Annotated in this window: 21 protein-coding genes; 13 read left to right on the top strand and 8 right to left on the bottom strand. The window is 64.8% G+C overall.

The genetic code is table 11. The features are described 5' to 3' along the window. Position 1: 1 nt before the first annotated feature. Together VNW74_RS14600 and VNW74_RS14595 are read left to right on the top strand one after the other, a co-directional pair. A complete protein-coding gene (locus VNW74_RS14600; RefSeq protein WP_325677975.1) occupies positions 2-1,243 on the top strand; it encodes a cytochrome P450 in 1,242 nt (413 codons plus the stop codon). Continuing rightward, a complete protein-coding gene (locus VNW74_RS14595; RefSeq protein WP_325677973.1) occupies positions 1,243-2,880 on the top strand; it encodes a class I adenylate-forming enzyme family protein in 1,638 nt (545 codons plus the stop codon). Before VNW74_RS14600 ends, VNW74_RS14595 begins: the two co-directional genes overlap by 1 nt. A gap of 187 nt (positions 2,881-3,067) precedes the next feature. Here VNW74_RS14595 and VNW74_RS14590 read toward each other — a convergent pair whose 3' ends face one another. The 4 genes from VNW74_RS14590 to VNW74_RS14575 form a co-directional block, all read right to left on the bottom strand. Beyond that, complete coding sequence (locus VNW74_RS14590) at positions 3,068-3,808, bottom strand: hypothetical protein (RefSeq protein WP_325677971.1); 741 nt, start codon at positions 3,806-3,808, stop codon at positions 3,068-3,070. 131 nt (positions 3,809-3,939) lie between these two features. After that, positions 3,940-4,782 carry an enoyl-CoA hydratase gene (locus VNW74_RS14585; protein WP_325677969.1) on the bottom strand — a complete coding sequence of 281 codons (843 nt, stop codon included), beginning with the start codon at positions 4,780-4,782 and terminating at the stop codon, positions 3,940-3,942. A 73-nt stretch (positions 4,783-4,855) separates the two neighbouring features. Further along, positions 4,856-5,668 carry an enoyl-CoA hydratase/isomerase family protein gene (locus VNW74_RS14580; RefSeq protein ID WP_325677967.1) on the bottom strand — a complete coding sequence of 271 codons (813 nt, stop codon included), beginning with the start codon at positions 5,666-5,668 and terminating at the stop codon, positions 4,856-4,858. A 65-nt stretch (positions 5,669-5,733) separates the two neighbouring features. After that, a complete protein-coding gene (locus tag VNW74_RS14575) occupies positions 5,734-6,735 on the bottom strand; it encodes a dihydrodipicolinate synthase family protein (protein ID WP_325677965.1) in 1,002 nt (333 codons plus the stop codon). A 171-nt stretch (positions 6,736-6,906) separates the two neighbouring features. Between VNW74_RS14575 and VNW74_RS14570 the strand changes: the two genes are divergently transcribed. Together VNW74_RS14570 and VNW74_RS14565 are read left to right on the top strand one after the other, a co-directional pair. After that, on the top strand, positions 6,907-7,668 hold the full coding sequence (locus VNW74_RS14570; protein ID WP_325677963.1) for an SDR family oxidoreductase: 762 nt from the start codon (positions 6,907-6,909) through the stop codon (positions 7,666-7,668). Positions 7,669-7,731: 63 nt separating this feature from the next. Beyond that, positions 7,732-8,943 carry a CoA transferase gene (locus VNW74_RS14565; protein ID WP_325677998.1) on the top strand — a complete coding sequence of 404 codons (1,212 nt, stop codon included), beginning with the start codon at positions 7,732-7,734 and terminating at the stop codon, positions 8,941-8,943. An 11-nt stretch (positions 8,944-8,954) separates the two neighbouring features. Here VNW74_RS14565 and VNW74_RS14560 read toward each other — a convergent pair whose 3' ends face one another. Next, positions 8,955-9,647 carry a helix-turn-helix domain-containing protein gene (locus tag VNW74_RS14560; protein ID WP_325677961.1) on the bottom strand — a complete coding sequence of 231 codons (693 nt, stop codon included), beginning with the start codon at positions 9,645-9,647 and terminating at the stop codon, positions 8,955-8,957. Further along, a complete protein-coding gene (locus tag VNW74_RS14555) occupies positions 9,625-10,440 on the bottom strand; it encodes an alpha/beta hydrolase (protein WP_325677959.1) in 816 nt (271 codons plus the stop codon). Before VNW74_RS14555 ends, VNW74_RS14560 begins: the two co-directional genes overlap by 23 nt. Before the next feature lie 341 nt (positions 10,441-10,781). Here VNW74_RS14555 and VNW74_RS14550 point away from each other — a divergent pair, with 341 nt between their 5' ends. Beyond that, positions 10,782-11,723 carry a class I SAM-dependent methyltransferase gene (locus VNW74_RS14550; protein WP_325677957.1) on the top strand — a complete coding sequence of 314 codons (942 nt, stop codon included), beginning with the start codon at positions 10,782-10,784 and terminating at the stop codon, positions 11,721-11,723. Positions 11,724-11,736: 13 nt separating this feature from the next. Here VNW74_RS14550 and VNW74_RS14545 read toward each other — a convergent pair whose 3' ends face one another. Further along, positions 11,737-12,381 (bottom strand): TetR/AcrR family transcriptional regulator, encoded by a 645-nt coding sequence (locus tag VNW74_RS14545; RefSeq protein ID WP_325677956.1) that lies wholly within the window; start codon positions 12,379-12,381, stop codon positions 11,737-11,739. A 67-nt stretch (positions 12,382-12,448) separates the two neighbouring features. On the opposite strand from VNW74_RS14545, the gene VNW74_RS14540 reads away from it, so the two are divergent. From VNW74_RS14540 to VNW74_RS14515, 6 genes are all read left to right on the top strand, one after another. Further along, complete coding sequence (locus VNW74_RS14540) at positions 12,449-13,270, top strand: alpha/beta hydrolase (RefSeq protein ID WP_325677954.1); 822 nt, start codon at positions 12,449-12,451, stop codon at positions 13,268-13,270. A gap of 49 nt (positions 13,271-13,319) precedes the next feature. Beyond that, positions 13,320-14,006: a VOC family protein gene (locus VNW74_RS14535; protein ID WP_325677952.1), complete on the top strand. Its 687-nt coding sequence runs from the start codon at positions 13,320-13,322 to the stop codon at positions 14,004-14,006. 99 nt (positions 14,007-14,105) lie between these two features. After that, complete coding sequence (locus VNW74_RS14530) at positions 14,106-15,524, top strand: aldehyde dehydrogenase (RefSeq protein ID WP_325677950.1); 1,419 nt, start codon at positions 14,106-14,108, stop codon at positions 15,522-15,524. A 135-nt stretch (positions 15,525-15,659) separates the two neighbouring features. Beyond that, complete coding sequence (locus tag VNW74_RS14525; RefSeq protein ID WP_325677949.1) at positions 15,660-15,821, top strand: hypothetical protein; 162 nt, start codon at positions 15,660-15,662, stop codon at positions 15,819-15,821. Next, a complete protein-coding gene (locus VNW74_RS14520; RefSeq protein WP_325677947.1) occupies positions 15,818-17,026 on the top strand; it encodes an FAD-dependent monooxygenase in 1,209 nt (402 codons plus the stop codon). The genes VNW74_RS14525 and VNW74_RS14520 overlap by 4 nt, the downstream gene beginning before the upstream one ends. Then, complete coding sequence (locus tag VNW74_RS14515) at positions 17,019-17,453, top strand: cupin domain-containing protein (RefSeq protein WP_325677945.1); 435 nt, start codon at positions 17,019-17,021, stop codon at positions 17,451-17,453. Before VNW74_RS14520 ends, VNW74_RS14515 begins: the two co-directional genes overlap by 8 nt. A 96-nt stretch (positions 17,454-17,549) precedes the next feature. Here VNW74_RS14515 and VNW74_RS14510 read toward each other — a convergent pair whose 3' ends face one another. After that, complete coding sequence (locus tag VNW74_RS14510; protein ID WP_325677943.1) at positions 17,550-18,176, bottom strand: TetR/AcrR family transcriptional regulator; 627 nt, start codon at positions 18,174-18,176, stop codon at positions 17,550-17,552. Between the two features lie 301 nt (positions 18,177-18,477). Between VNW74_RS14510 and VNW74_RS14505 the strand changes: the two genes are divergently transcribed. Together VNW74_RS14505 and VNW74_RS14500 are read left to right on the top strand one after the other, a co-directional pair. Then, positions 18,478-21,222, top strand: a complete 2,745-nt coding sequence (locus tag VNW74_RS14505) for a helix-turn-helix transcriptional regulator (protein ID WP_325677941.1) — start codon at positions 18,478-18,480, stop codon at positions 21,220-21,222. 214 nt (positions 21,223-21,436) lie between these two features. Beyond that, on the top strand, positions 21,437-22,321 hold the full coding sequence (locus VNW74_RS14500) for a 3-keto-5-aminohexanoate cleavage protein (protein ID WP_325677939.1): 885 nt from the start codon (positions 21,437-21,439) through the stop codon (positions 22,319-22,321). The last annotated feature ends 10 nt before the right edge of the window (positions 22,322-22,331 follow it).

Genomic DNA, 22,331 nt, shown 5'->3' with positions numbered 1-22,331 from the left:
GATGTCAACGGATCGGAGCGCGCCGCCCGCAACGAGAACGCGTGCAGACGGCGCCCCGGCGGAGTTCAACCCGTACTCGGATGTCTTCTTCGACGATCCGTATGAGACCTACCGGTGGATGCGCGATGAGGCGCCGGTCTACTACAGCGAGCGATGGGACTTCTACGCCCTGACCCGCCACGACGACGTTGTTGCCGCACACCGGGATTGGGAGACATTCAGCAGCGCCTACGGGGTGACCTTAGATGCGCTGTCGCTGCGGCACCGGTTCGAAACCAACGTGTTGATCATCATGGACCCCCCGGAGCATGAGCAGCAACGCAAGCTGGTCCGGCAGGTGTTCACCAAGGCGGCGATCGCCAACCTGGAGCCGCTCGTGGTCGAGGTGGTGACGTCCTACCTCGACGCGCTGCAGGATAGGCAGAACTTCGATGTGGTGGCCGACTTCGCCGCCCTGTTCCCCGTGGAGATCATCTCCATGATGCTCGGCGTGCCTGCCGGTGAGCGACAGCAGATCCGGCTGTGGACCGACGGGTTTTTGCACCGCGAGGAAAACAACCCGTTCGCCACCGAAAGCGGCGTGGCCGATTCGATGGCGATGGGCGAGTACTTCTTGGAGCTGGCCCGCGAGAAGCGCCGCAACCCCGACGACCTGATCATCAGCAGACTGGTTACCGCCACCTACGAGGACGACGCGGGCGCAACGCACCGGCTCACCGACGAAGACATCGCCACATTCTCGTTGCTGCTGGCCGCGGCCGGCAGCGAGACCGTCACCAAGCTCATCGGCAACGGCGTGATGGCTTTTCACCGCAACCCCGACCAGTGGGAGCTGGTCCTCGCTGATCCCACCCTGATTCCCGGCGCTATCGAGGAGATGCTGCGGCTCAACCCGCCATCGCAGTATCAGGGGCGCTTCGCAACCCGCGACGTCGACCTGCACGGCGCGACAATTCCCGCGGGTTCGCCCACGCTGTTGGTGACGGGGGCCGCGACCCGCGACCCGCGGGCCTACGACCGGCCCGATGCGTTCGACATTCGGCGCGGCGGCGCCACCACGCTGGCGTTCGGGTACGGTGCGCACAGCTGCCTGGGCTCCTGGCTCGCCCGACTCGAGAGCCGCGTCGCCTTCCAGCAGTTCCGCGAACATTGGCCACAATTCGCCGTCGACACCGACGGCCTGCGCCGGGTCACCATGTCCAACGTAGCCGGCTACTCGCACGTCCCCGTCCGCGTCGGCTGATGGCCGGAGCCCTCGCGGCAGTCGATGATTCGACACCGGATGGCATGCCGGCCAGCATCCCCGAGCTCCTCGCCATCAGGCGCGCCGCACCCGACGGCGAGTTCCTCATCACCGATGATGAGCGACTGACCTTCGCGGAAGCGGAGACCGCGTCGCTGGAGTTGGCCGACGCGCTGCTGGCCTCCGGTGTCGGCAAGGGGACCCGGGTCGGGATCCTGTTCCCCAACTGTGCCCAGTGGCTTATCTGTTGGCTGGCTGCCGCGCGAATCGGCGCGCTCACCGTTCCGCTGTCGACTTTCGCACCCGGTGCGGAACTCGGGCGGCTGCTGCGGCATACCGATGTGCAGGTCGTACTCATGGGCCGATCGATCGCAGGCCGCGACCTCGTCGAACGCATGCAGGACGCGCTGCCCGGCCTCACCGCCGGAGGCGCCGTGATCGCTGCACCGGAGGCACCCTACCTGCGGCAAATACACGTTTGGCCGGACTGCGACCGCTCCTGGGCGGCGCCGTGGCCGCGGCCGGAACCCGTTGTATCGCTTGCATATTCAGCCGAGAACGAAGTTGTACCCGCGGATGACCTCGTCGTGGTCACCACCTCCGGGACGACGGCGCTGCCGAAATCCGTCGTCCACACGCACGGCAGCCTGGTGCGCCACGCCTACATCCTGGCGCGCCATCGCGGGGTCACCTCCACCGACCGCATCTATTCGCCGATGCCGTTCTTTTGGGTGGGCGGCCTGACGATGGTTGTGCTGCAGGCGCTTTCGACCGGCGCGGCCATCCTTGCGCAAGATATATTCGAAGCGGGTAGCACGCTGGCACTGTTGGAGCGGGAACGGGCGACATTCATCTCCTGCTGGGCCCAGGCAAGCCAAGCCATGGCCGACCATCCCGACTTCGCCAAGCGTGACCTGTCAAGCGTGCGCGGCGGCACCATGCTCGAGGCGTTGCCGCCCGACCGGCGACCAGGCGAACCCGACCTGGTGCCAAACCTGCTGGGCATGACCGAGACCGGTGGCCCGCACACGATGGTCGAGGTCCCCGACACCCCATTGCCGCCGGAGCGGCGCGGCTCCTTCGGGATTCCGCTACCTGGTGTGGTGCAGCACCGGATCGTCGACCCCGCCTCAGGCGTCGAGGCGCCCGCCGGTCACGAGGGCGAGATCCAGGTACGTGGGCAGATCGTGATGAACGGTGTCTACAAACGGGAACGCCACGACGTGTTCGGCCCCGACGGCTGGTACGCCACCGGGGACCGGGGATGGTTCGACGAGGCCGGCCACCTGCACTTCACGGGCCGGGCAAGCACTCTCATCAAGACCGCGGGATCCAACGTTTCGCCCGCGGAGGTGGAGGCCGTGTTGGACGCCGTGCCCGGCGTGGTGCACAGCTTCGTCGTGGGAATACCCCATCCGGTACGTGGCCAGGTCGTTGCAGCCGCCGTGGTCCCCGCCCACGGTGCCAAGCTGACGGCGGCGGCTCTGATGGCCCACGCCCGACAAAATCTTTCGTCGTTTAAAGTGCCGACCGTCCTGATCCTCAGCGAGGACCAGTTGCCTATGCTGCCAACCGGCAAGGTCGACCGCACCGCGTTGGTCGCAATGCTGGCCGAGTCAACGTCGGGTCGGAACTGATCCGCGAAGGCGTCGTGTTCGAGTTGTGTATCCGAAATCGTTGAGCGACAACATCTATGAGCGACACTCGGCGTCGCACACCCAGCCATTCAGCCGATGCCAGTTACGTGACCGTCGCGCGGACCGGGGATGACGCAGGGTTGAGGGGCACGTGCGCACAAATGTGACGCATCTGCAATTGCGTTCGCTAGTGAAGCCCAGCGACGCGCGAGAGAAGAACGCGCCTCGCCCACAGAAACACGATCCAAGGGACAACCAGCCAAAGAATATTCCCATAGATGAATTTCACCACTAAGTTGACTGTCCCATTTACGTGCGGCATGCCCTCGTAAACCTCCGAAATGAGGTAGAGAACGGTTGCATAGAATTCGCACGCCATCAACACGATAACAGCCACCAGCTGGCTATCGGTGAACCGCCCTGCCTGCTTGCGTAAACAGGCGAGGACAACTGCAGCCACACCCATGAACGATGCCCCGGTTTCAAACGCAAGCAGATTGCCATCGGGGTGAATGTAGCGGGTGTCCCCACCATCGGCATAAATCCACCAAAGATAGCTCCATAGCTGTCCTTGAGCTTCGTTACTCATCAAGTAGGTGTGAAATAGAACCCAAGGCATTTCCCAGATCAGATGTGCCACGCCAAGGACCACCAACCACGAAGCAGCCATTCTCTCCATGCGCTGCTCATGATCAAGATTCTCGTGTCCTTTGAGATTGAACCACGGCAATAGAAGGACAATTACGATGGAGGTCGTCGAGATGGTAACGAACACGTCGGACGAGGTGCCGCTATCAACCCCATAAAGCGCGGTAGCGGACCAGCATCCCACCAGCGATAATGTGACCAGCACGATAAGGACAGAAACAACATTTCGGTAACTGACCGGCGATGAACTCCGGACGGTCTCATTAACAATTCTTGTCACAATTCCCTCCATTGACTTGGTTATCGGGGTGATGCGCAGTTCGCGAATTGTCTGCGCGGCAATCGGCTTGATCCCGGCGCGCGATAATCTGCATTGAACGCGGTGCGGTTGGCGGTATCAACGTGGTCTCACTACGCGCCGGAGTGGCCGGCTGCCTTCATCCGTTCCAGGTCGGCCATCACGACGGTCTGCCCGCCCGTCGCGGCCAACGCCCGGGTGTGCCCGAGGTGGTGCATGTCGAAGCACGATGCGATCGCTGTCGAGAAGCCCATGGTGTCCATCGTGTGGTTGACGGCACGCTTGGCCAGCCGCAACGCCCAGGGGTCAGTCCGGGCAACGCGATGCGCGAGATCCATTGTGAAGGAACGCAAGTTGTCCAGCGGCACGACGTGGTTGACCATCCCGCAGCGTAGTGCCTCCTCCGCGGTTACCGAACCGGCGGTGAATAGCATCTCCTTGGCCTTTCTAGGGCCCAATTCCCAAGTGTGCGCGTGGTATTCGACGCCCATGATGCCCAGCAAGCCGACCGGGTCCGAGAACTCAGCGTTCTCGGCAGCGACGATGAGGTCACACGGCCAGCACAACATCAGCCCCGCTGCGATGCATTTACCCTGCACGGCCGCGATCGTGGGCTTCGGGATGTCACGCCAGCGCTTGGCGTACTCGAGGTAGCCGCGGGTCTCCCAGTCGTAATAATCCTCCGCCACCAGCTTTCCGTCCCCGGCCCGTTTGGGACGAAGGTTGCGGCCGTTGGCGGATGGGTCGTTGCCGGACATATCGTGGCCCGCCGAGAAATGTTTACCGGTCGTGGTGAACACGATCACCCGCACATCCGAGTCTTCGTCCGCGCGCCGCCAAGCGTCGTCGAGGTCCTTGAGGATGCCCGGCGTCTGCGCGTTTGCGGCCTGCGGCCGGTCCAGGGTGATCACCGCCACCGACCCGTCCGTCTCGTACCGAATGAAGTGTTCTGACATCGTTTCTCCTTGTCACCCGAAGGGTCTGATCACGTGCCTCCCGTCACCAGCGCGACCCGGTTGCCTGCGACCACTACGACTGCCTTGGTGAGCTCGTGGCAAGTCGCAGACTCAACCGGTCCAACGCGGCACGGTGCTCGTCCGTCTCGAAGCAGTCGCTCTCAGCCCGTGCGCACTCGGACAGCACCGGGGCCGCCCGCTCGATGTGCGAGTTCAGCAAGCGCCGCGCCTCCCGCACCGCCCGCGGCGGTAGGCTCGCCAGCCGACGCGCCAGGTCAAGGGCCGCCGGCACGGTTTCCTCGGTGGGAACGACGCGGTTGACCAAACCGAGCCTGTGGGCTTCGGCTCTCGGAACCCGATCGCCGAGCAACAAGTGCTCCTTTGCCGCAGAGAGACCGGTCAGCAACGGCCACAACACAATTCCGCCCGCGCCGTCGAGCAGGCCGAGCGCGACACGTGGGTCGGACAGGAAAGCATCTTGTGCCATGACAACCAAGTCGCACAGCAACGCGACCGTGACGCCTGCCCCGACGGCGGCACCATTAACCGCTGCGACGCTCGCGAAGGGCAGCCGTGTCATGACCCAGAACAACTCCTGGTGCTTGCCGAGGATCGCGTTGCGAACTCCCCTGTCCACGCCCATCTCCCGGATTGTCTGGATGTCGCCGCCGGCGCTGAACGCGGTACCGTCGCCGGTGAGTACCATCGCCCGTACGTCGCCGCTCTCGCAGAGCGACCGCACGGCGTCCAGCAGCGCACAGGTGGCTTCGATGTCCATCGCGTTGGACTTCGCCGGCCGCGCAAGCATCACCAACGCCACCGGCCCGTCGCGCGTCACGCGCACGGCCGGGTCGGCGAGCGCTGCGGAACGCTCGTCGTTGCTCACAGCTCGACCAGCCGTGGGATGGTCCCTGCCGAAACCAGTTGCACCTGCACGGCGACGCTCCGTTCTCAGGACTTGATGAACCCGGACGCGGCATACGCCTCGATGATCGGGCCCTTGAGGTCGTCGGGGAATGCGGTCTGCGGCGGCCGTGAATGGGGGTAGTCGCCCACCGGTAGGCCGAGCAGGCTGGCACCGAACTTGAATCCCGCGCCCCAATGCGTGAACGAGCCCGGCCGGGCCGGGTGCGCTTGGTAGCGGCGACTGGCGGCCTTCATATCTGCCAACCCGGTCTCGGCGGCGAACTTCTCGGCCCGTTCGAAGTCGCCGGCCACCAGAAGGGCACGCCACTGGGAGAACAGCAGCAGTCCGGGCTTTTCGTAGAGATACAGGGCGGACCCGAGCGCCCCTGGATGAGGTATTCCCAGCCGGATTCCGGCTTCGTCGTTCGCCTCCCACAGCACCATTTCGGGCGCGAGACGGTGAACCGCCAGGCTGTGCTCAGCGTCGAGCAGCCCGTTCTTGAGTCCGCACAGCGCCGGGATCTCGTGATACAGCTCGATGCATTCGCTCGGGGTCAGCACCAGGCCGGTGGAGTGGGAGTTGAAGAATCCCAACGGCATGTCGGTCCGGTCTGCGACGTAGCGCAGGTATTCCAAAACGCCTGGCTTGCCCGAGCACTCGAAGTACGGGGTGAGGATGTAGCAGATGTCGACGCCGAGTTCTTGGGCGTGCAACGTCAGGTCGACGCATTGCTTGGCGGTGTCAGTGCTGGACATCACCTGCACGAGAGCCGCGGGCCTCACGCTGCGGGCCTCCTCCACGGCGACCCGGACGACCTCCTTGAGCTCGTCGGTGGTCAGCGACCAGAATTCGGCGATCCCGCCGGTCAGCCAGATGCCGTCTTGGTCTAGGTCGACCAGGCAGTGTCGAACTAGCGCACGCAGTGCCTCGAAGTCGATGTCGTCGCCATCCCGGCCCGAAAACGGTGTGTAGAGCGAGCTGCAGTTGCCCCATAAATGCTCGACCGCCCAGTGCTTGGCCTCCTTGCCCGTGACGCGTGTGGGCACAACGGACTCCCTCCGAGCAAACGCCCGCACGCTGCGGCGGGCCAGGTGGTGACTATCACGTGCGCGTCATGGTAGAACGACATGTGCGTATAACGCAATGTAGTGCTGCATCAGCCGTGTATGCGCTGGACGCGGCTCTCCATCTCGGAGCATGAGGAATCGAGGCGTGCGATGTCCGGCAGCATGGAGGGCAAGGTCGTTGTGGTCTCCGGCGCCTCGATGGGCGTCGGAAGGGCGACTGCTCAGCGCTTCGCGCAGGAGGGCGCCACCGTGGTGCTGCTGGCGCGTCGCAAACTGCTGCTCGACGAGATCGCGGACACCCTCGGTGCCAACGCGGTCCCGATCGTCACCGACGTGACGTCCAGCACCGAAGTGTGCGCCGCGTTCGAGCAGGTCGCGGCGCAGTTCGGCCGTGTCGACGTGCTGGTCAACTCCGCCGGCGCGAGCCGGATCCGGCTCATCGAGGAGGCCAGCGACGAGGACATCGCCGTCACCGTGAACACCAACCTCGTCGCACCGATCTACACCACGCGCGCGGCGATCCCGCTGCTGCGGGCGGCGGGCGGCGGCGACATCATGAACATCTCCTCCGAGATCACCCTCGATCACCTGCCGTTGATGACCCTCTACTCGGCGACCAAGCGCGGGCTCAATGGCTTCACCGAAGCGATGAACCATGAACTCCGGCGCGACTCGATCCGGGTGACACTGGTCATCCTGGGTGCCGTCGGCGATACCGGCATCCATGAGAACTTCGGACCAGGCGACCTGGAGCGGGCCTGGCCCATCTGGGAAGCCGACGGGTACCTGACCCGGATGAGCGGAACGCAACTGCTGACATCCGAACGCGTCGCCGAGGTTCTGTACGACGTGCTGACCCGGCCGCGCGATCTGATGATGGATGTGATCCATGTTCGCCCTGCGACTAGCTGAGCATGAAATCGGTTCGGCACCAATCGAACTGAATCAGAACAGGAGACCGTCGTGATCCGACCGATGGAAGGCGTGCGGATTCTAGAGGTGGCTCAGTTCACGTTTGTCCCGGCTGCGGGCGCGGTCCTGGCGGACTGGGGCGCCGACGTGATCAAAGTCGAGCACGCAGAGACAGGCGACGCCCAACGCGGCCTCAGCGCAGTCATGGACATGCCGGTCGGTGGCGGGTCCTTCGCGCCCCTGATGGAGCACCCCAACCGCGGGAAGCGCAGCATCGGCCTCGCGCTTGAGCGGCCCGAGGCATTGGAGGTCCTGCACGAGCTGATCCGAACCAGCGATGTATTCCTGACAAACTTCCTGCCCGGGGCGCGCCGAAGGCTCGGCATCGAGCTTGACGACGTACGCAAGATCAACGCCGACATCATCTACGTCCGCGGTTCGGGCTTCGGCAGCCGCGGCCCCGACCGCGAGAAAGGCGGTTATGACAGCACCGCCTTCTGGGCCCGAGGCGGCTCCGCGCTCGGAACCACCCCAACGGAGTTCGACGGCCTGTGCAAGATGCCGGCCGGCGCCTACGGTGATTCGCTCGGCGGGATGAGCATCGCCGGAGGCATCGCCGCAGCGCTGCTGGCGCGCGAACGGACCGGCGAGACTTCGGTAGTCGACGTCTCGCTGCTCGGCGTGGGCGCCTGGGCGAACGCCTTGTCGGTCGGCTTCGCGCTCCTGACCGGTGGGCCACCAGAACGCGAGCCCAGCACAAGCTCGGCTCGTACTAATCCGCTCGTCGGCAACTACCGCACCGCCGACAACCGCTGGATAGTGCTGGCAATGCTGCAACCAAGTCGCTACTGGCCTGAATTCTGCCGGCGCATCGACCGCGAGGATCTGATCACCGACGACCGGTTCGCGACCGCCGACGCCCTCATGGGCAACGCCCGACAGGCAGCCGAGGTCCTTCAGAAGGTCATAGCCGGGCGGACGCTTGCCGAGTGGACGTCACAGTTCAGCGGCATGGAAGGGCAATGGGCCGTTGCGCAGGATCCCTGGGAAGTGGGACAAGACCCTGCGCTGCGGGCCAACGGAATGATCGCCAAAGTTCACGATATCGAGGGCACGCGACGCGAACTGGTCGCCAACCCCGTGCAATTCGACGAGACGCCAGCAAGCCTGACTCGGGCGCCGCAGTTCGCCGAACACACCGACGAAATCCTGCGCGCACTAGGGAAATCGGACGACGAGCTCATCGACCTCAAGGTCGCCGGCGCCGTGACCTGAGGCGCCGGCGGTCAGTCCTCGCGACGCAATATCGCGGCCGAACAGAACGCCCACAGATCGTCGACGCTGGTCTGGCTGCCGCCCGTCAACACCCGGGAGTGCGTCGAGGCAAGCAGCAATTCCTGAAGCAGCGCGGCTTGGGTGTGCAGCCCGAGGTCCTCCCGTAGCCGGCCCGAATTGGCCACTGCCGTCAGCAGTTCGACGATGAAGGTGTGCAGGGGCTCCAACGCGCTGGCGAGATCGTTCGGCCGTGTCTCCGCGAGCCGCAGATGAAGAACACTCAACCCCCGCGCCAACCGCGCCGGCATCTCGGTGATCTCCGATAACGCATCCAGCAGAGCCCGAAGCCGCAGCACCGGATCGTCAATGCCCTCGCACCGCTCCCGCAACATCGGCATCGCGGTCTTACGCAGAATCGTCTCGTATACGGCGAGCATCAGGCTGTCTTTGCTGTCGAAGAAGGTGTAGAACGTGCGCTGCGACTGACTAGACCGGTCCACCACGTCCTGGATGGAGAAGTCACCCTCGTCGCGTTCGGACAGCAGTTCAACGGCAGCCTCAACGAACCGATCACTGCGCTTGCGTGCGCGTTCGATTGCATTGCGCAGCGATCGATCGACACTGTCTCGCTGCCAGCTCGGCACGTACTGCTCCGCCGGCACCTCACCGACTGATTTCAGCTCAGCTGTCTTCTGTCGCGCCACGACTCCCCGCTCTCTCATTGCCTACTTCAGTCAGGAAGGCATTGATGACCTGCTCAAACCTATCGGGGCACTTGTGGTGCACGGCGTGTGCCGCGCCGTCGATTTCCACGTAGCGTGCCAGAGCGTTGACCTCGGCGAACCGCCGCCCTTGCGCCCGCCGTGTCGACTCGTCGAGGGCGCCGGCGACCAGCAGGACGGGGCATCCGACAGCCGCGAGGGTTTCCGCCGAGAGTTCGGCTCGACCGAGACTGTCTACGTGTAGCGCCGTCACAAGCTGGCGCCAATGCTCAGGTCCGTGGTGGGTTTCGTGCAGGCGGCGCAACGCGAACGGCCAGGTGCGGTAGAGGTACTCAAGACGGGGGGCTCCATAGTCGCTGGGGCGACCGGTCCCGGGACTCACCAGCACAAGAGATCGCGCGGTACCGGGCGCTGAAAGTTCGACCATGAGCGCGATCTCGGAACCGTAGGAAAACCCAACAATATGGGGCTGATCGAGGCCCAGGTGCTCGATAAGATGGCGCAGGTCCGCGCAGATGGCCTGGCCCATATCGGATGAATCGCCCAATTCTGATCGCCCGTGACCCCGCAAATCAGGCAGGACGCATTGATAATCCGACGCCAGCCTGGCCGCGAGCCGACCCCACTCGAACTCCCCCGTCGCCGTCGTGCCGTGGACGAACAGGATGGGGTGACCGTCGCCCACCACGGAGTACCCCAACGTCACGCCATCGCGCTCGTAGGAGAGCGGGCGACTTCCACCCACCAGATCAGTCATCACTTCCTTCGCGCCCATGCCGTTCTCTTTCTGAAGGCGAAAGTCGAACCTCTAACACGCTGTTTCAGATACCCCATTCCAACAACGCCTGTTGAGGTCTCTCTAGCCGACCATCACGTTCTACTATGGCAACAGTGGACCGTGCTATCGGTGAGATTAGCACGCTAAAGGACTGCGGACGACGCCGTGACCATTGCCAACGACTCCCGCGCAGGGACTCGCCGGATCGTGTGAAACGCCGCTGCTATTACCGAGTCGCCAGTCCCTAGCCAGTGCACGGTGATAATTTTGTAAGTGTAGCTAAGTTTCCGTATATGCTTCGTGCAGCTCGTTGTACCCAGATCGGCGAAGGGATCCCGATGGCCAGAACTAACGATGACACATGGGACATCAACGAGAGCGTCGGCGCGACCGCGCTCGGCGTTGCCGGTGGGCGGGCGGCAGAGACCAAAAGTGCCGATCCGCTGATCAGCGATCCCTACGCAAAGCTGTTCCTCGAAGCGGCCGGCGACGGCATCTGGCGGATTTACCTGGACGATGAGCTACCGGCCGAATTGGTCGATGCCGACCCACAATTCGAGGACCGGATGCAAGCGATGCTTGGCTATACAGCGTGCCGGACGAAGTTCTTCGACGACTACTTTCTCGCGGCGGCTGGCGACGGCATCCGGCAGGCCGTGATCCTGGCAGCCGGCCTGGACTCACGCGCGTGGCGGCTCGCCTGGCCTGCCGGATGTGTGGTCTACGAGATCGACCAGCCCAAGGTGCTGGAATTCAAGACCGGCACGCTGGAATCTCATGCGGTCGACCCGATCGCTTCCCACATCAGCGTCGGCATCGATCTGCGACTAGACTGGCCGAAAGCACTGGCGCAAGCCGGATTTGACGCGTCGGCTCCGACGGCGTGGTCGGCGGAGGGCCTGTTGCCGTACCTGACCGCCGACGCCCAAGACCTGTTGTTCGACCGGATCCAGTCGCTCAGCGCCCCCGGAAGCCGTGTCGCGATCGAAGCGTTCACCAACGAGTTCTTCAGCCCCGACAGCGCAGCGCGCCGCGAAGAACAGACGGAACTGTATCGGGACGTCGCAATCAAACTGGGCGGCAAAGACATCGCCGAGTCCGGCAACCTGCTCTACGAGGAGCAACGAACGGAAGTCGTCGACTGGCTGCAATCGCATGGCTGGACCGTCACGGCTGCGACGACTGCAGACGATCTGATGGCCGCCAGCAACCGGACCGCGCCGGCCGGGCTCGACGCCGCCGTCCCGGAAAGCGTCTTCGTCGAAGGCCGACTGCACTGACCGCGGGGTGGGGCTAGGCGGTGCGGAGCCCGGAGACGATGATGTCGGTGGCCAGCTCGATGTGGACGACGGGGTCCAGGGGGCCGTCAACGGGGTCGAATCGGTCCGACAGCGGGCCGAGGGTGAACGGCGCGGCGGCTCCGTGGGCGATGAGGAACAGCAACGTTCGGGCGGGCACGCGTCGGACCAGGCCGGCGTCGGCGAGTCGGTTCAGGGCCTGCCATGCCGGAGTCAGCGTCGGCAGAGTGAACGACGTCACGATGTAGTCGAGGCGGCTGGTCGAATGCAGGCCTTCCTGGTTCATCAACCTGACGAGTTCGGGGCGACGGACCGAGGCGATCAGGAATGCGCGAATGCCCTCGCGTACCCGCGACAGATCGTCGTCGGGAACCGTTCGGTGTTGCAGCTCGGCGTTGAGATCCTCGGTCAGGCGCCGAAACTCATGATCGACCGCGGCGTACCAGAGCTGCTCTTTTGAACGGAACCGCTGGTTGATGGTGCCGCGGCTGAGTCCCATCTCGGAGTTAAGCGTGCGCAGCGACATTCCGTCGTAGCCGTGCTCAGCGAAAGCGTGCAACGCGGCCCTCAGGATCTCGTCGTCGTCTCGTATACGTGGCCGGCCGCGTGTCTCTGCGGTCTGCACGGCATCTGTCGCCATGACAGCACGATACCTCCCGGTGATTATTTTCTTGACACCCGGCGAGAAATAGTTCAAGCTGACACCCATGAAGCGAGAAGAACACGTACTCAACGAGACGTTCAGCTACCGGTATCCCGGCAAAGATGCAGACCACGCGATCCTGATTCAGCACGGGATCGCTTCCCACGGCGGCATTTACGACAGTTTTTGCGCGCACCATGCGTCCCGCGGCGTGGATGTCTGGAGCATGGACGCTCCGGGCCACGGCCGGTCGGTGAACATGCGGCCACCTGGCCGGTTCAGCATCGAGGAGTGGGTCGACGACGCGGTGGCTTTAGGCGAGCACATCGGCGAGACCACCGGTCTGCCTGTCTTCATCAAGGGATCATCGTTGGGTGCCGCGGCAGCCTATTGCGCGCTACAGGCCTCTGATGCGTTCCGGGGCGCGATCCTGATGGGCTACGCAATCCCATCCGCGCCGCTGATTCCGAACCCGAACCCGTTCCGCAGCGAGGCTTTTGAGCAGATCGATGCACTTTTTGGCGACAAACTGCTGCTCAGCCTCGACCGATTCATCAACTTCGATGAGGACTACGGCTACCTCGGTGCGAGCGAGCAAAAGAAAGCCGATCCACTGAACACCTGGTACTACGAATTGCGGGCATTCGCGTCCTTCTTCCGCTACGACCCAGTGGTACCGATCTCGCAGAACACCAAGCCGATCTTCTACACGGTTGGGGAGCGGGACACGACCTTCGGCCCTGACGTCGCCAAAATGGTCGCCGACGCCACCGCGGGACCCGTCGAGTTGTATGTGCACCCCGATGGCATGCATCAGCTGATGCTGTCGCACACCGTCGCCTACAGCGACGTGGTTCTCGAATGGTGCCGTCGACAAGCCAAGTAACCCACTTCAACATGCAACTAATCAGCTCAACATCCAAGGAGCAGCACCCATGACGACCACCCTGCACCCCCGCGGCGTCAACCATCTAGCTCTGAGCACACGAGACATGAAGGGACAGCTCGAATTCTGGTGCGATGTTCTCGGCTGTCCGCTACGGGCGCTGTACTACATGCATGGCGTCGACGGCGCGTTCCACGGCTTCGTCGAACTGGCACCGGAGAGCTACGTCGCGTTCGTCCAGCATCCCGACAATCCCAAGGACATCGAGTGGGGCGTCACTCACGCCGGCAATCCCGGCGGCGCCGTCACCATCGGTGGGATGCAGCACGTCGCCCTCCATGTCGACACCCTCGACGAGGTTCTGACGATGCGGGATCGGATCCGCAGCCGCGGCGTGCAGGTGATCGGCCCCATAGATCATGGCTTCATCAAGTCGATCTACTTCGGCGGACCCGAAGGCCTGAGCCTAGAAGTCACCTGCGGACACGATATCGACGCCAACGCCTGGGTGGACCCCGAAGTTGTTGGCTTGTGCGACATCTCCCAGCATGAGGTGGAAGCACTCAAAAAGCCAACCCCTTTCGACAGGCCCGCGACGCCCGTCGCACAGCCAGCCGCCGATCCTGACAAACCCACCATGCACTGGCCCGACGCGTACGACCTTTTGGTGTCGCTGAGCGACCAGGAAGTCTGGGACAACGCCAGCGAAACCACGCCTCCGGTAATTGTCGACTGATCGTTGCGGCCGAGCCCGCCTGAAAGACGATGTCGTCCAACGCTTCCCTCGACAAAGGATCACAGAGCGGATCGCCTCGAACTGAAAGCAGAATCCGAAATGGATAAACTCACCCACCTCATCGACGGTGAACGGGTCGCCAACGACCAGTGGTTTCACACAGTGAACCCCGCCACCCAGCAGCCATGGGCGAAAGTCGCCCGCGGATCCACACAAGACGCCGCCCGAGCGGTGAACGCTGCGAGGGTTGCCTTCGACGAAGGCCCATGGCCGCGCATGACTCCTGACGAGCGGGGCGCCCATTTGCACCGCCTCGCCGATCTCATCGAACAGCACACCGATGAGCTTGTTGCGCTGGAGACCACCGACATGGGCAAGCCGGTCACCCAGTGTCGCGAGCGTGACCTGCCACGCTCGGTCGCGAACTTCCGATTCTTCGCTGACTATCCGCGTTTCTGCGAGGACGAATCCCTACCGTCCAGCAGCCACCACATCTACACCAGTTACGAACCCGTCGGCGTCACCGCCGCGATCAGCCCGTGGAACTTCCCACTGATGCTGTCGACTTGGAAAGTCGCCCCTGCCCTCGCCTTTGGCAACACCGTGGTTCTCAAACCCGCGGAACAAAGCCCGGGTACCTGCACCCGTCTCGGCGAGTTGGCCATCGAGGCCGGGCTACCCAGAGGTGTGCTCAATATCCTGCACGGCTACGGCCCCGGCGAAGCCGGCGAGGCCCTAACCACCAGCCCCGACGTCGATCTCGTGACGTTCACCGGCGAATCCAACACCGGACGCAAGATCCTCCAGGCTGGTGCACCCAGTCTCAAACGCGTGAGCTTCGAACTGGGCGGCAAGAGCGCAAACCTGGTCTTCGCGGACGCCGACCTCGACGCCGCACTCGATTGGTCCATCAGGGCTGCCTTCACCAACTCCGGCCAGGTCTGCCTGGCCGGCAGCCGCCTCTATGTCGAGCGCGCGATCTTCGACGAGTTCGTCGACCGCTTCGTCGACTTGGCCGAGCGTCTCGTGGTCGGCGACCCGGCCGACCCTGCAACCGACATCGGCCCGCTGGCAAGCGAAGAACACTGGCAGAAGGTGTGCCACTACTTCGAGATCGCTGAAGCCGAAGGAGCCAAGCTCCTCACCGGCGGTCCGCACGAAGGCTGGTGGGTCCGGCCGACGGTGCTGGTCAACACCACCCAGGAGATGCGGATCAGCCATGAGGAGATCTTCGGCCCAATCGTCACCATCGCCCCTTTTGACGGTGAGGCCGAGGCTATCCGGCTGGCGAATGACTCCCGCTATGGCCTGAACGCCATGGTATTCACCGAAAATGCGCGTCGCGCACACCGTGTCGCACGTGCTGTGCGGGCCGGCACAGTCTGGGTCAACTGCTACTTCGTTCGTGATCTGCGCGCACCGTTCGGCGGCTTCAAGGACAGCGGGATCGGCCGCGAAGGAGGCAAACACAGTCGCGAATTCTTTACCGAAGCCAAGACCGTCGTGATGGAAATATGAACTCCCGGAACATCAACCGCTCCAGTCACAGCACCTATTGCGGCTGGTAAGTAGGCCGGTTGTGCTGCTGGCGGCGAGCGGCAATTCGGGTCAGCACCAATGACAGCTGGCGCCACGAAATGCGATTCTTGAGCTATGGCCGCCACGCACCCCTCCGCGACGCGTACGCCAGCGCTGCGTGGCGCTGGTTGCTGCGGGTTCCCGGTCGCCAGTGGTGACCTGCACACGCTGGCGGCCTTCGGTGCAGAGCACGCCGGTATGTGCTCCAAGATTCTCGACGACGGGACAGCCGCGTGACCCGGGCGTGTGTGGTGGGGGGATCGCTCGGCGGGCTGACCGCAGCGCTGGTTCTCCGGGACCAGGGATGGGACGTCGACGTTCTGGAGCGTAGTGCGGTTCCGCTGCAGGACCGCGGGGCCGGCATCGTCTTGCACCCCAACACGGTTCGCTATCTCGTGGAGCGGGTCGGTAAGGCGATTGGCGACATCGGCGTGCCTGCCAGGAGACTTCGCTATCTCGGAGACGACGGCTCCGTCGCCCACGAGCAACCCTGCGCATACCGGTTCGCGTCGTATTTCGAGTTGTACCGAGGGCTGCTGGACGCCTTCGGCACCGAGCACTACCACCTGTCGACTCAGCTTGCGCACCTGGACAACCGGGCCGATGAAGTCGCGCTGTCACTGACCGACGGTCAGACTTTGACCGCAGACCTCGTGGTGTGCGCCGACGGCATCCGCTCGACGGGACGCGCGATCCTGGTGCCCGACGCCCAACCGCGCTATGTGGGATACGTGGCCTGGCGCGGCACCATCGAACGCGATGAACTCAGCGGCCCCACCGCAAGCATCCTGCGCGACGCGATCACCTACCGGATCCTGCCGCACGGCCACTTGCTGACCTATCCGATTCCGGGCACGGACGGGTCCGTGCTGTGCAACTGGCTCTGGTATCGGAACGTCGCGCCCGGAGACTACCTCAACGATCTGCTCACCGACCGCAACGGTCTGAGGGCCGAGCTGACCGTGCCGCCAGGATCGGTTCAGACCAAGCATCTCGAAGCGCTGCATTCCGCTGCGGACACCGAACTCCCTTCGGCTATTGCCGAACTCGTGCAACGAAGCGCCGAGCCGTTCGTCCAGGTGATCGTCGACCTCGAGGTGCCGCGAATGGCCTTCGGACGAAGCTGTCTGATCGGCGATGCGGCGTTCGCGCTGCGGCCGCATATCGGTGCGGGCACCGCAAGGGCGGCCGACGATGCCTGGCAGCTAGGCAACGCGCTGCTGCACGCCACTGGACGGCAGATACCCGTTCGGCTGAAGGGCTGGGAGGCTCAGCAGCTACCGGCGGCCCGGCGTGCCGCGCAAAGGGCCCGGGCAGCCGGTCGAAGCGTGCAGTTCGAGGGCAGCTGGCGGGTTGGCGACCCCTCACCGTTCGGGCTTTACGTCGCCGGGGACAGCGCACTACCCGCCCGTCTTGAACAGAAAGGAATCCCCAATGCATGAACCTTCGGTCCGCGTCGTTCGGCGTGAACAACTCTCCGAGAACACACCGCAGACCTCGGGACTGCGCCGGGAGGTCGCCTTCGACGGCCGCAACCCCGACGCCAAGGTACTGAGCGCCTTCCTGAGCACGGTGCTACCCGGCGCGGCTACCGGTGCGCACCACCACGGGGATCAGGAGACAATCCTGTACGTGCTTGAAGGCACCGCCAGGTACCGGTGGGGCGACCGTCTGCAGCACGTCGTTGAGGCCGGTCCGGGAGACTTTGTTTTCATTCCGGCGCACACGGTGCATCAGGAGATCAACGCGTCCGCCGACCGTCCGACCGTCTGGGTTGTCACCCGTTCGAACCCCGATCCGATCGTGGTCAACCTCCCGGAGCTGGACAAGTTCGCGGAGCCTGCTGCGCGCGAGTACCCCCATCCCTGACCCAGCGATGCACGGTGTCGGCGTCGACCTCACCCGACGCGACATCCAAGGCCCGGCCAAGAAACTAGCTTGGCGGGTTGTTGGTCTCGCTCGGTGTCATCGGGCTTCCTTCGGTTTGTTGAAAATGCCGCGACTAAGCAATTCCATGGTGGCGTGGCTGCGGCGGCGGATGACGTCGGCGGCGTAGCTATCAACGCCGAGGGCGCGTTCGATCGCCGGCCCCAAGAGCAGCGGCCCGAAGTGCAGAAACAGCACCTGGAAGGGTGCCCAATCAAGATCGAGGTCCTCCCGGACCAGGCCTGCTTTCTGCATCTCCTGGAGCCGGTCACGCAGTAACGTGACAAAGCGGTCGAAGACTTCAAAGCTGGCCGGATCGTTCTCCAAAAAAGAGCGACGCAGGTAGGCGCGCAGTTCCGGATGGGCGCCCATCTGGTGGGCCAGCCCTTCGCTGACTGCCTCAGCGAAGGCTCCACTGTCGCCCGGCAACGAGCTCAGCGGTTCGGTGAACACCTCGACCAAGCGCTCGTCGACGGCGGCCTTCAAACCCGCCTTCGACCCGAAATAATGAGTGATGAGCCCGGCTGTGACGCCTGCCGCCTCAGCGATGTCACGCACCGGCGACCCGGCGACGCCCCGCTCGGCGAATAGTCGAATCGCGGCATCCCGCAGCCGGGCACGGGCGGTCAGGTCGTCTGCACTCGCCGTGACGAAGGGTTTGCTCATGCGCTGCGCTCCAGAAGCTCCGCGGTCCCCGAGTCGTCGAACAGGGTCAGCAACGCGACGCCGGCGCCGCGAAAACCAGGCTCTGCGCTGAACATACGCCGCTTCCGTTATACATTTGTATAGGATACTATCCAATTGTATAGCAACTGAATCGTTCGTCGCAACCGGCCAGAAGGCGCGATCACCGGGGCGCACGCACACGGTCATCGCCTACCCCGCCCACAGGGCAGCCAGTACCGTAACGCGCGGTTGATGGACTGTCGGCCGATCCCGCCTTGCGTAGGAATGTGAGTGAAACGAGATGCTACGAGGCCGCCGCCAGCAGGTCGAGGCGCTTGATGAACTGCTCGCCGACGTTCGGGCCGGGCACAGTCGCGCCCTGGTTGTGCGCGGCGAGCCGGGCATCGGCAAGACCGCGCTGCTGAACCACGCCGCCGGCGCGGCAGCGGACTTCCAAGTGGCGCAAGGAGATGGCGTCGAATCAGAGATGGAACTGCCGTATTCGACACTCCAGCAGCTGTGCGCGCGGATGCTGCATCGTCTCGACCGCCTGCCCCCTCCGCAGCGCGACGCTCTCAGCGTCGCGCTTGGCCTGCAATCCGGCAACGCGCCGGACCGTTTGCTGGTCGGCTTGGCGGTGCTGGGTCTGCTGTCCGAGGTCGCCGCAGAACAGCCGCTGCTGTGCCTGATCGATGACGCACAATGGCTGGACCAGACCTCGGCCCAGGCGCTCGGGTTTGTCGCCCGCCGGCTGGATACCGAATCCGTAGCAGTCATCTTCGGCACACGTGACCGCGCGGGCGGTGACCTCGCCGACCTTCCCGAGCTGACAGTTCGGGGACTGGCCGCTGCGGACGCCCGGGTGCTGCTCGCCGCGGTCATCCCTGGGCGGCTCGACGAGTCAGTCCGTGACCGCATCATCGCTGAATCCAGCGGGAACCCGCTCGCCCTCCTTGAGTTGCCCCATGGAGTCACGGTGGCAGAGCTGGCCGGCGGGTTCGGTGTGGCCGGCGCGCTGGCGCTGGCCGGGCGCATCGAACAAAGTTTCCTGCGGCGCATCGAGCGGCTGCCCGAGCCGACCCAGCGCCTCATGCTCGTGGCTGCCGCCGAGCCGGTCGGCGACCCGGCGCTGCTGTGGCGGGCCGCCGGACGCCTTGGCATCGGCGCTGACGCCGCCGCTGCGGCGGAAGCCGACGGGCTGCTGACCGTTGGCGCGCGGGTCATCTTTCGCCACCCGCTGGTCCGGTCGGCTGTCTATCAGACGGCGCCGGTGAGCGACCGTCGAATCGCCCACCGCGCTCTGGCCGAGACCACCGATCCGGGAATCGATCCCGATCGGCGGGCCTGGCATTGCGCCCAGTCGGTATTGGAGCCCCAGGAGGACGTCGCCGCGGAACTCGAGCGCTCGGCCGGGCGCGCGCAGGCCCGCGGGGGTCTGGCCGCGGCGGCCGCCTTCCTCGCGCGGGCCGCAGAACTCACACCCGAACCGGCCCGCCGGGCGCAGCGCGCGCTGGCCGCCGCGCAGGCCACCCACCGGGCCGGCAACCCCGACGCGGCCCTGGAATTGCTGTCCACGGCGGAGCTGGGGCCGCTGGACAATCTCCAACTCGCCCAGGTGAAATTGCTGCGCGCCCAGGTCGCGTTCGCGGTGAGCCGCGGCAGCGACGTGCCGCCCCTGCTGCTCGCGGCTGCCAAGCTCCTCGAGCCGCTCGACGTCGGGCTGGCCCGCGAAACCTACCTACAAGCACTGTGGGCGGCGAGGTTCGTCAGCCGCGGCGGCGCCGGTCTCATGGAGGCGGCCGAGGCCGCGCTTGCCGCGCCGCCCGCACCGCAGCCCCCGCGTGCGTCCGATCTGCTCCTGGATGGTCTGGCGGTGCTGCTCACCGGGGGCTACCCTGCCGGGATACCGATCCTGAAGCGAGCGTTGAGCGCCTTCCATCGCAGGTCGGTCACGCGGGAAGAGGAGATCCGCTGGCTGGAGTTCGCCTGCCACACGGCCGTGGATCTGTGGGACGACGAGGCCTGGGAGGCGGTCTCCACCCGCCACGTCCAGCTCACCCGCGACGCCGGTGCGCTCAGCGAGCTGCCGATCGCCCTCACTTCGCGGATCGCCGTGCACCTCAACGCCGGCGAGCTCGGCGCGGCCATGTCACTAGTCGAGGAGGTGCAGACAGTTACCGAGGCCTCCGGGAGTCAGATCGTGCCCTATGGCGGGGTGGGGCTCGCCGCCTGGCAGGGCCGCGAAGCCCAGGCCACTGAGCTGTTCGAAGCCAGCATGAAGGAAGGGCTGCGCCAAGGCGATGGCGTCGGACTGACCGCGGTAGCGTGGGCGCGCGCGCACCTCTACAACAGCCTCGGCCGATACGAGGAGGCGGTGGTCGCCGCCGAGCACGCTAGCGAGCACCCGCGGGAGTTGTTCCTTTCGACCTGGGGGTTAGTCGAGCTAATCGAGGCGGCCGCCCGAAGCGGAAAACGTCAGCGCGCAGCCGATGCCCTCCAGCGGCTCTCGGAGTCGACACGCGCGTGCGGCACCGACTGGGCGCTGGGCATTGAGACGCGCTCGCGGGCGCTGCTGAGTGACGGCGAGGTTGCCGAGCGCCTCTACCGTGAGGCTATCGACCGGCTCGGCCACACCCGCGTCCGCGGGGCGCTGGCCCGCGGACACCTGCTCTACGGTGAATGGCTGCGACGCCAGAACCGCCGCCTCGACGCGCGCGAGCAGCTGCGCATCGCACACCAGATGTTCGCATCCATGCGCGCCGACGGGTTCGCTGAACGAGCCGCGCGCGAGTTGCGTGCCACCGGCGAGCGGGTAGGCAAACGCACCACCGATACCGCCGACCAGCTCACCGCCCGGGAGACCCAGATCGCCCGGCTGGCCGGCGAGGGCCTGTCCAACCCGGAAATCGCTGCCCAACTGTTCATGAGCCCGCGCACTGTCGAATATCACCTGCACAAAGTGTTCAACAAGCTCAAGATTCGCTCCCGTAACCAACTTCGCGTGTTGGCCACCCGCAGAAACCAACCTCGCAGCCCAAACCATTAGCCCAATTTCCCGGGCCGAACCCAAGGGCCGCCACACACATCCGGCAGCGCAGCGACTGTGTGGCAGGGGAGCCGGCTAGGGGGTTCTACGGACGCGAATGCGGGAGTCCCAGGCGCATCGTTTCGGGTGTGCCGCTCGACCGCTAACTAATGGGACGAATGGACGCCGTCGGCGAACCCTTCGTCGATGCTCGTCGATCGCTTGAGGAGTCTGAATGTCTGCCCCGTGCATCATCGAGGTCGCGCTGAACGGCGTCGTGAAAAAAGATGTGAATCCGCTGGTTCCGCGTAGCCCTGCAGAGATCGTGGCTGATGCGCTTGGCTGCATTGATGCCGGCGCGACGATCGTGCACAACCACAACGATGAGTACTTGTGGGCTGAGGGCGGTGTGCATTCCGCGGCGCCGTACATCGAGGCGTGGGGACCGATCCTGGAGGCTCATCCGGACGCGTTGCTCTATGCCACGATGGCAAGCGGCGGGCCAGGAATCGCGATCGATGTTCGCTGGCGCCACCAAGTCGAACTCGCCCAGGCCGGCATAAGTCGGATCGGGCTTGTTGATCCGGGGTCGTGCAACATCGGCTCACTCGACGAGGACGGGCTCCCGGTCCCTCTGGACCTCGTCTACATCAACACCTACGCCGACGCCCGATACATGGTCGAGAAGTGCGTCGAACTACGTCTTGCTCCGAGCATCTCGGTCTTCGATCCGAGCTTCCTACGCATCGCGCTCGCCTTTCACAATGCCGGGGCGCTTCCACCCGGCACGATGCTCAAGCTGTACTTCGGGGGTCGGCTTCTGTTCGGGCTGCCGCCCACCGCAATCAGTCTCGACGCCTATCTGGCGATGCTTGAAGGGACCGACCTGCCCTGGCTCGTCGCTGTCCAGGGCGGCGACGTGATCGGGACCGGCCTCGCCCAAGCCGCACTGCGACGCGGCGGCCATGTGCGCGTGGGTCTTGAAGACTACGTCGGGCCCGGAGCTCCCAGCAACGCGGAGCTCGTACAGCAGATCGCCGAGCTGATCGAGGTGAGTGGACGAACGGTTGCGACCGCGACTGAAGCACATCAGATCCTGGGCATCGAACCGGGCCACTGACCGTCCGAGC

Source organism: Mycobacterium sp. (genome assembly GCF_035570115.1).
Taxonomy (GTDB): domain Bacteria; phylum Actinomycetota; class Actinomycetes; order Mycobacteriales; family Mycobacteriaceae; genus Mycobacterium.
The sequence above is the reverse complement of the archived record's forward strand: the minus strand, read 5'-3'. Positions and strand labels throughout refer to the sequence as shown.

What these genes read in the sequence shown, in the direction of transcription:
- VNW74_RS14600 (WP_325677975.1), top strand. Translation starts at nt 2, where the DNA reads ATGTCAACGGATCGGAGCGCGCCGCCCGCAACGAGAACGCGTGCAGAC.
- VNW74_RS14595 (WP_325677973.1), top strand. Translation starts at nt 1,243, where the DNA reads ATGGCCGGAGCCCTCGCGGCAGTCGATGATTCGACACCGGATGGCATG.
- VNW74_RS14585 (WP_325677969.1), bottom strand. Translation starts at nt 4,782, where the DNA reads ATGTCAGAACACTTCATTCGGTACGAGACGGACGGGTCGGTGGCGGTG.
- VNW74_RS14570 (WP_325677963.1), top strand. Translation starts at nt 6,907, where the DNA reads ATGTCCGGCAGCATGGAGGGCAAGGTCGTTGTGGTCTCCGGCGCCTCG.
- VNW74_RS14565 (WP_325677998.1), top strand. Translation starts at nt 7,732, where the DNA reads ATGGAAGGCGTGCGGATTCTAGAGGTGGCTCAGTTCACGTTTGTCCCG.
- VNW74_RS14555 (WP_325677959.1), bottom strand. Translation starts at nt 10,440, where the DNA reads ATGGGCGCGAAGGAAGTGATGACTGATCTGGTGGGTGGAAGTCGCCCG.
- VNW74_RS14550 (WP_325677957.1), top strand. Translation starts at nt 10,782, where the DNA reads ATGGCCAGAACTAACGATGACACATGGGACATCAACGAGAGCGTCGGC.
- VNW74_RS14545 (WP_325677956.1), bottom strand. Translation starts at nt 12,381, where the DNA reads ATGGCGACAGATGCCGTGCAGACCGCAGAGACACGCGGCCGGCCACGT.
- VNW74_RS14540 (WP_325677954.1), top strand. Translation starts at nt 12,449, where the DNA reads ATGAAGCGAGAAGAACACGTACTCAACGAGACGTTCAGCTACCGGTAT.
- VNW74_RS14535 (WP_325677952.1), top strand. Translation starts at nt 13,320, where the DNA reads ATGACGACCACCCTGCACCCCCGCGGCGTCAACCATCTAGCTCTGAGC.
- VNW74_RS14530 (WP_325677950.1), top strand. Translation starts at nt 14,106, where the DNA reads ATGGATAAACTCACCCACCTCATCGACGGTGAACGGGTCGCCAACGAC.
- VNW74_RS14525 (WP_325677949.1), top strand. Translation starts at nt 15,660, where the DNA reads ATGGCCGCCACGCACCCCTCCGCGACGCGTACGCCAGCGCTGCGTGGC.
- VNW74_RS14515 (WP_325677945.1), top strand. Translation starts at nt 17,019, where the DNA reads ATGCATGAACCTTCGGTCCGCGTCGTTCGGCGTGAACAACTCTCCGAG.
- VNW74_RS14510 (WP_325677943.1), bottom strand. Translation starts at nt 18,176, where the DNA reads ATGAGCAAACCCTTCGTCACGGCGAGTGCAGACGACCTGACCGCCCGT.
- VNW74_RS14505 (WP_325677941.1), top strand. Translation starts at nt 18,478, where the DNA reads ATGCTACGAGGCCGCCGCCAGCAGGTCGAGGCGCTTGATGAACTGCTC.
- VNW74_RS14500 (WP_325677939.1), top strand. Translation starts at nt 21,437, where the DNA reads ATGTCTGCCCCGTGCATCATCGAGGTCGCGCTGAACGGCGTCGTGAAA.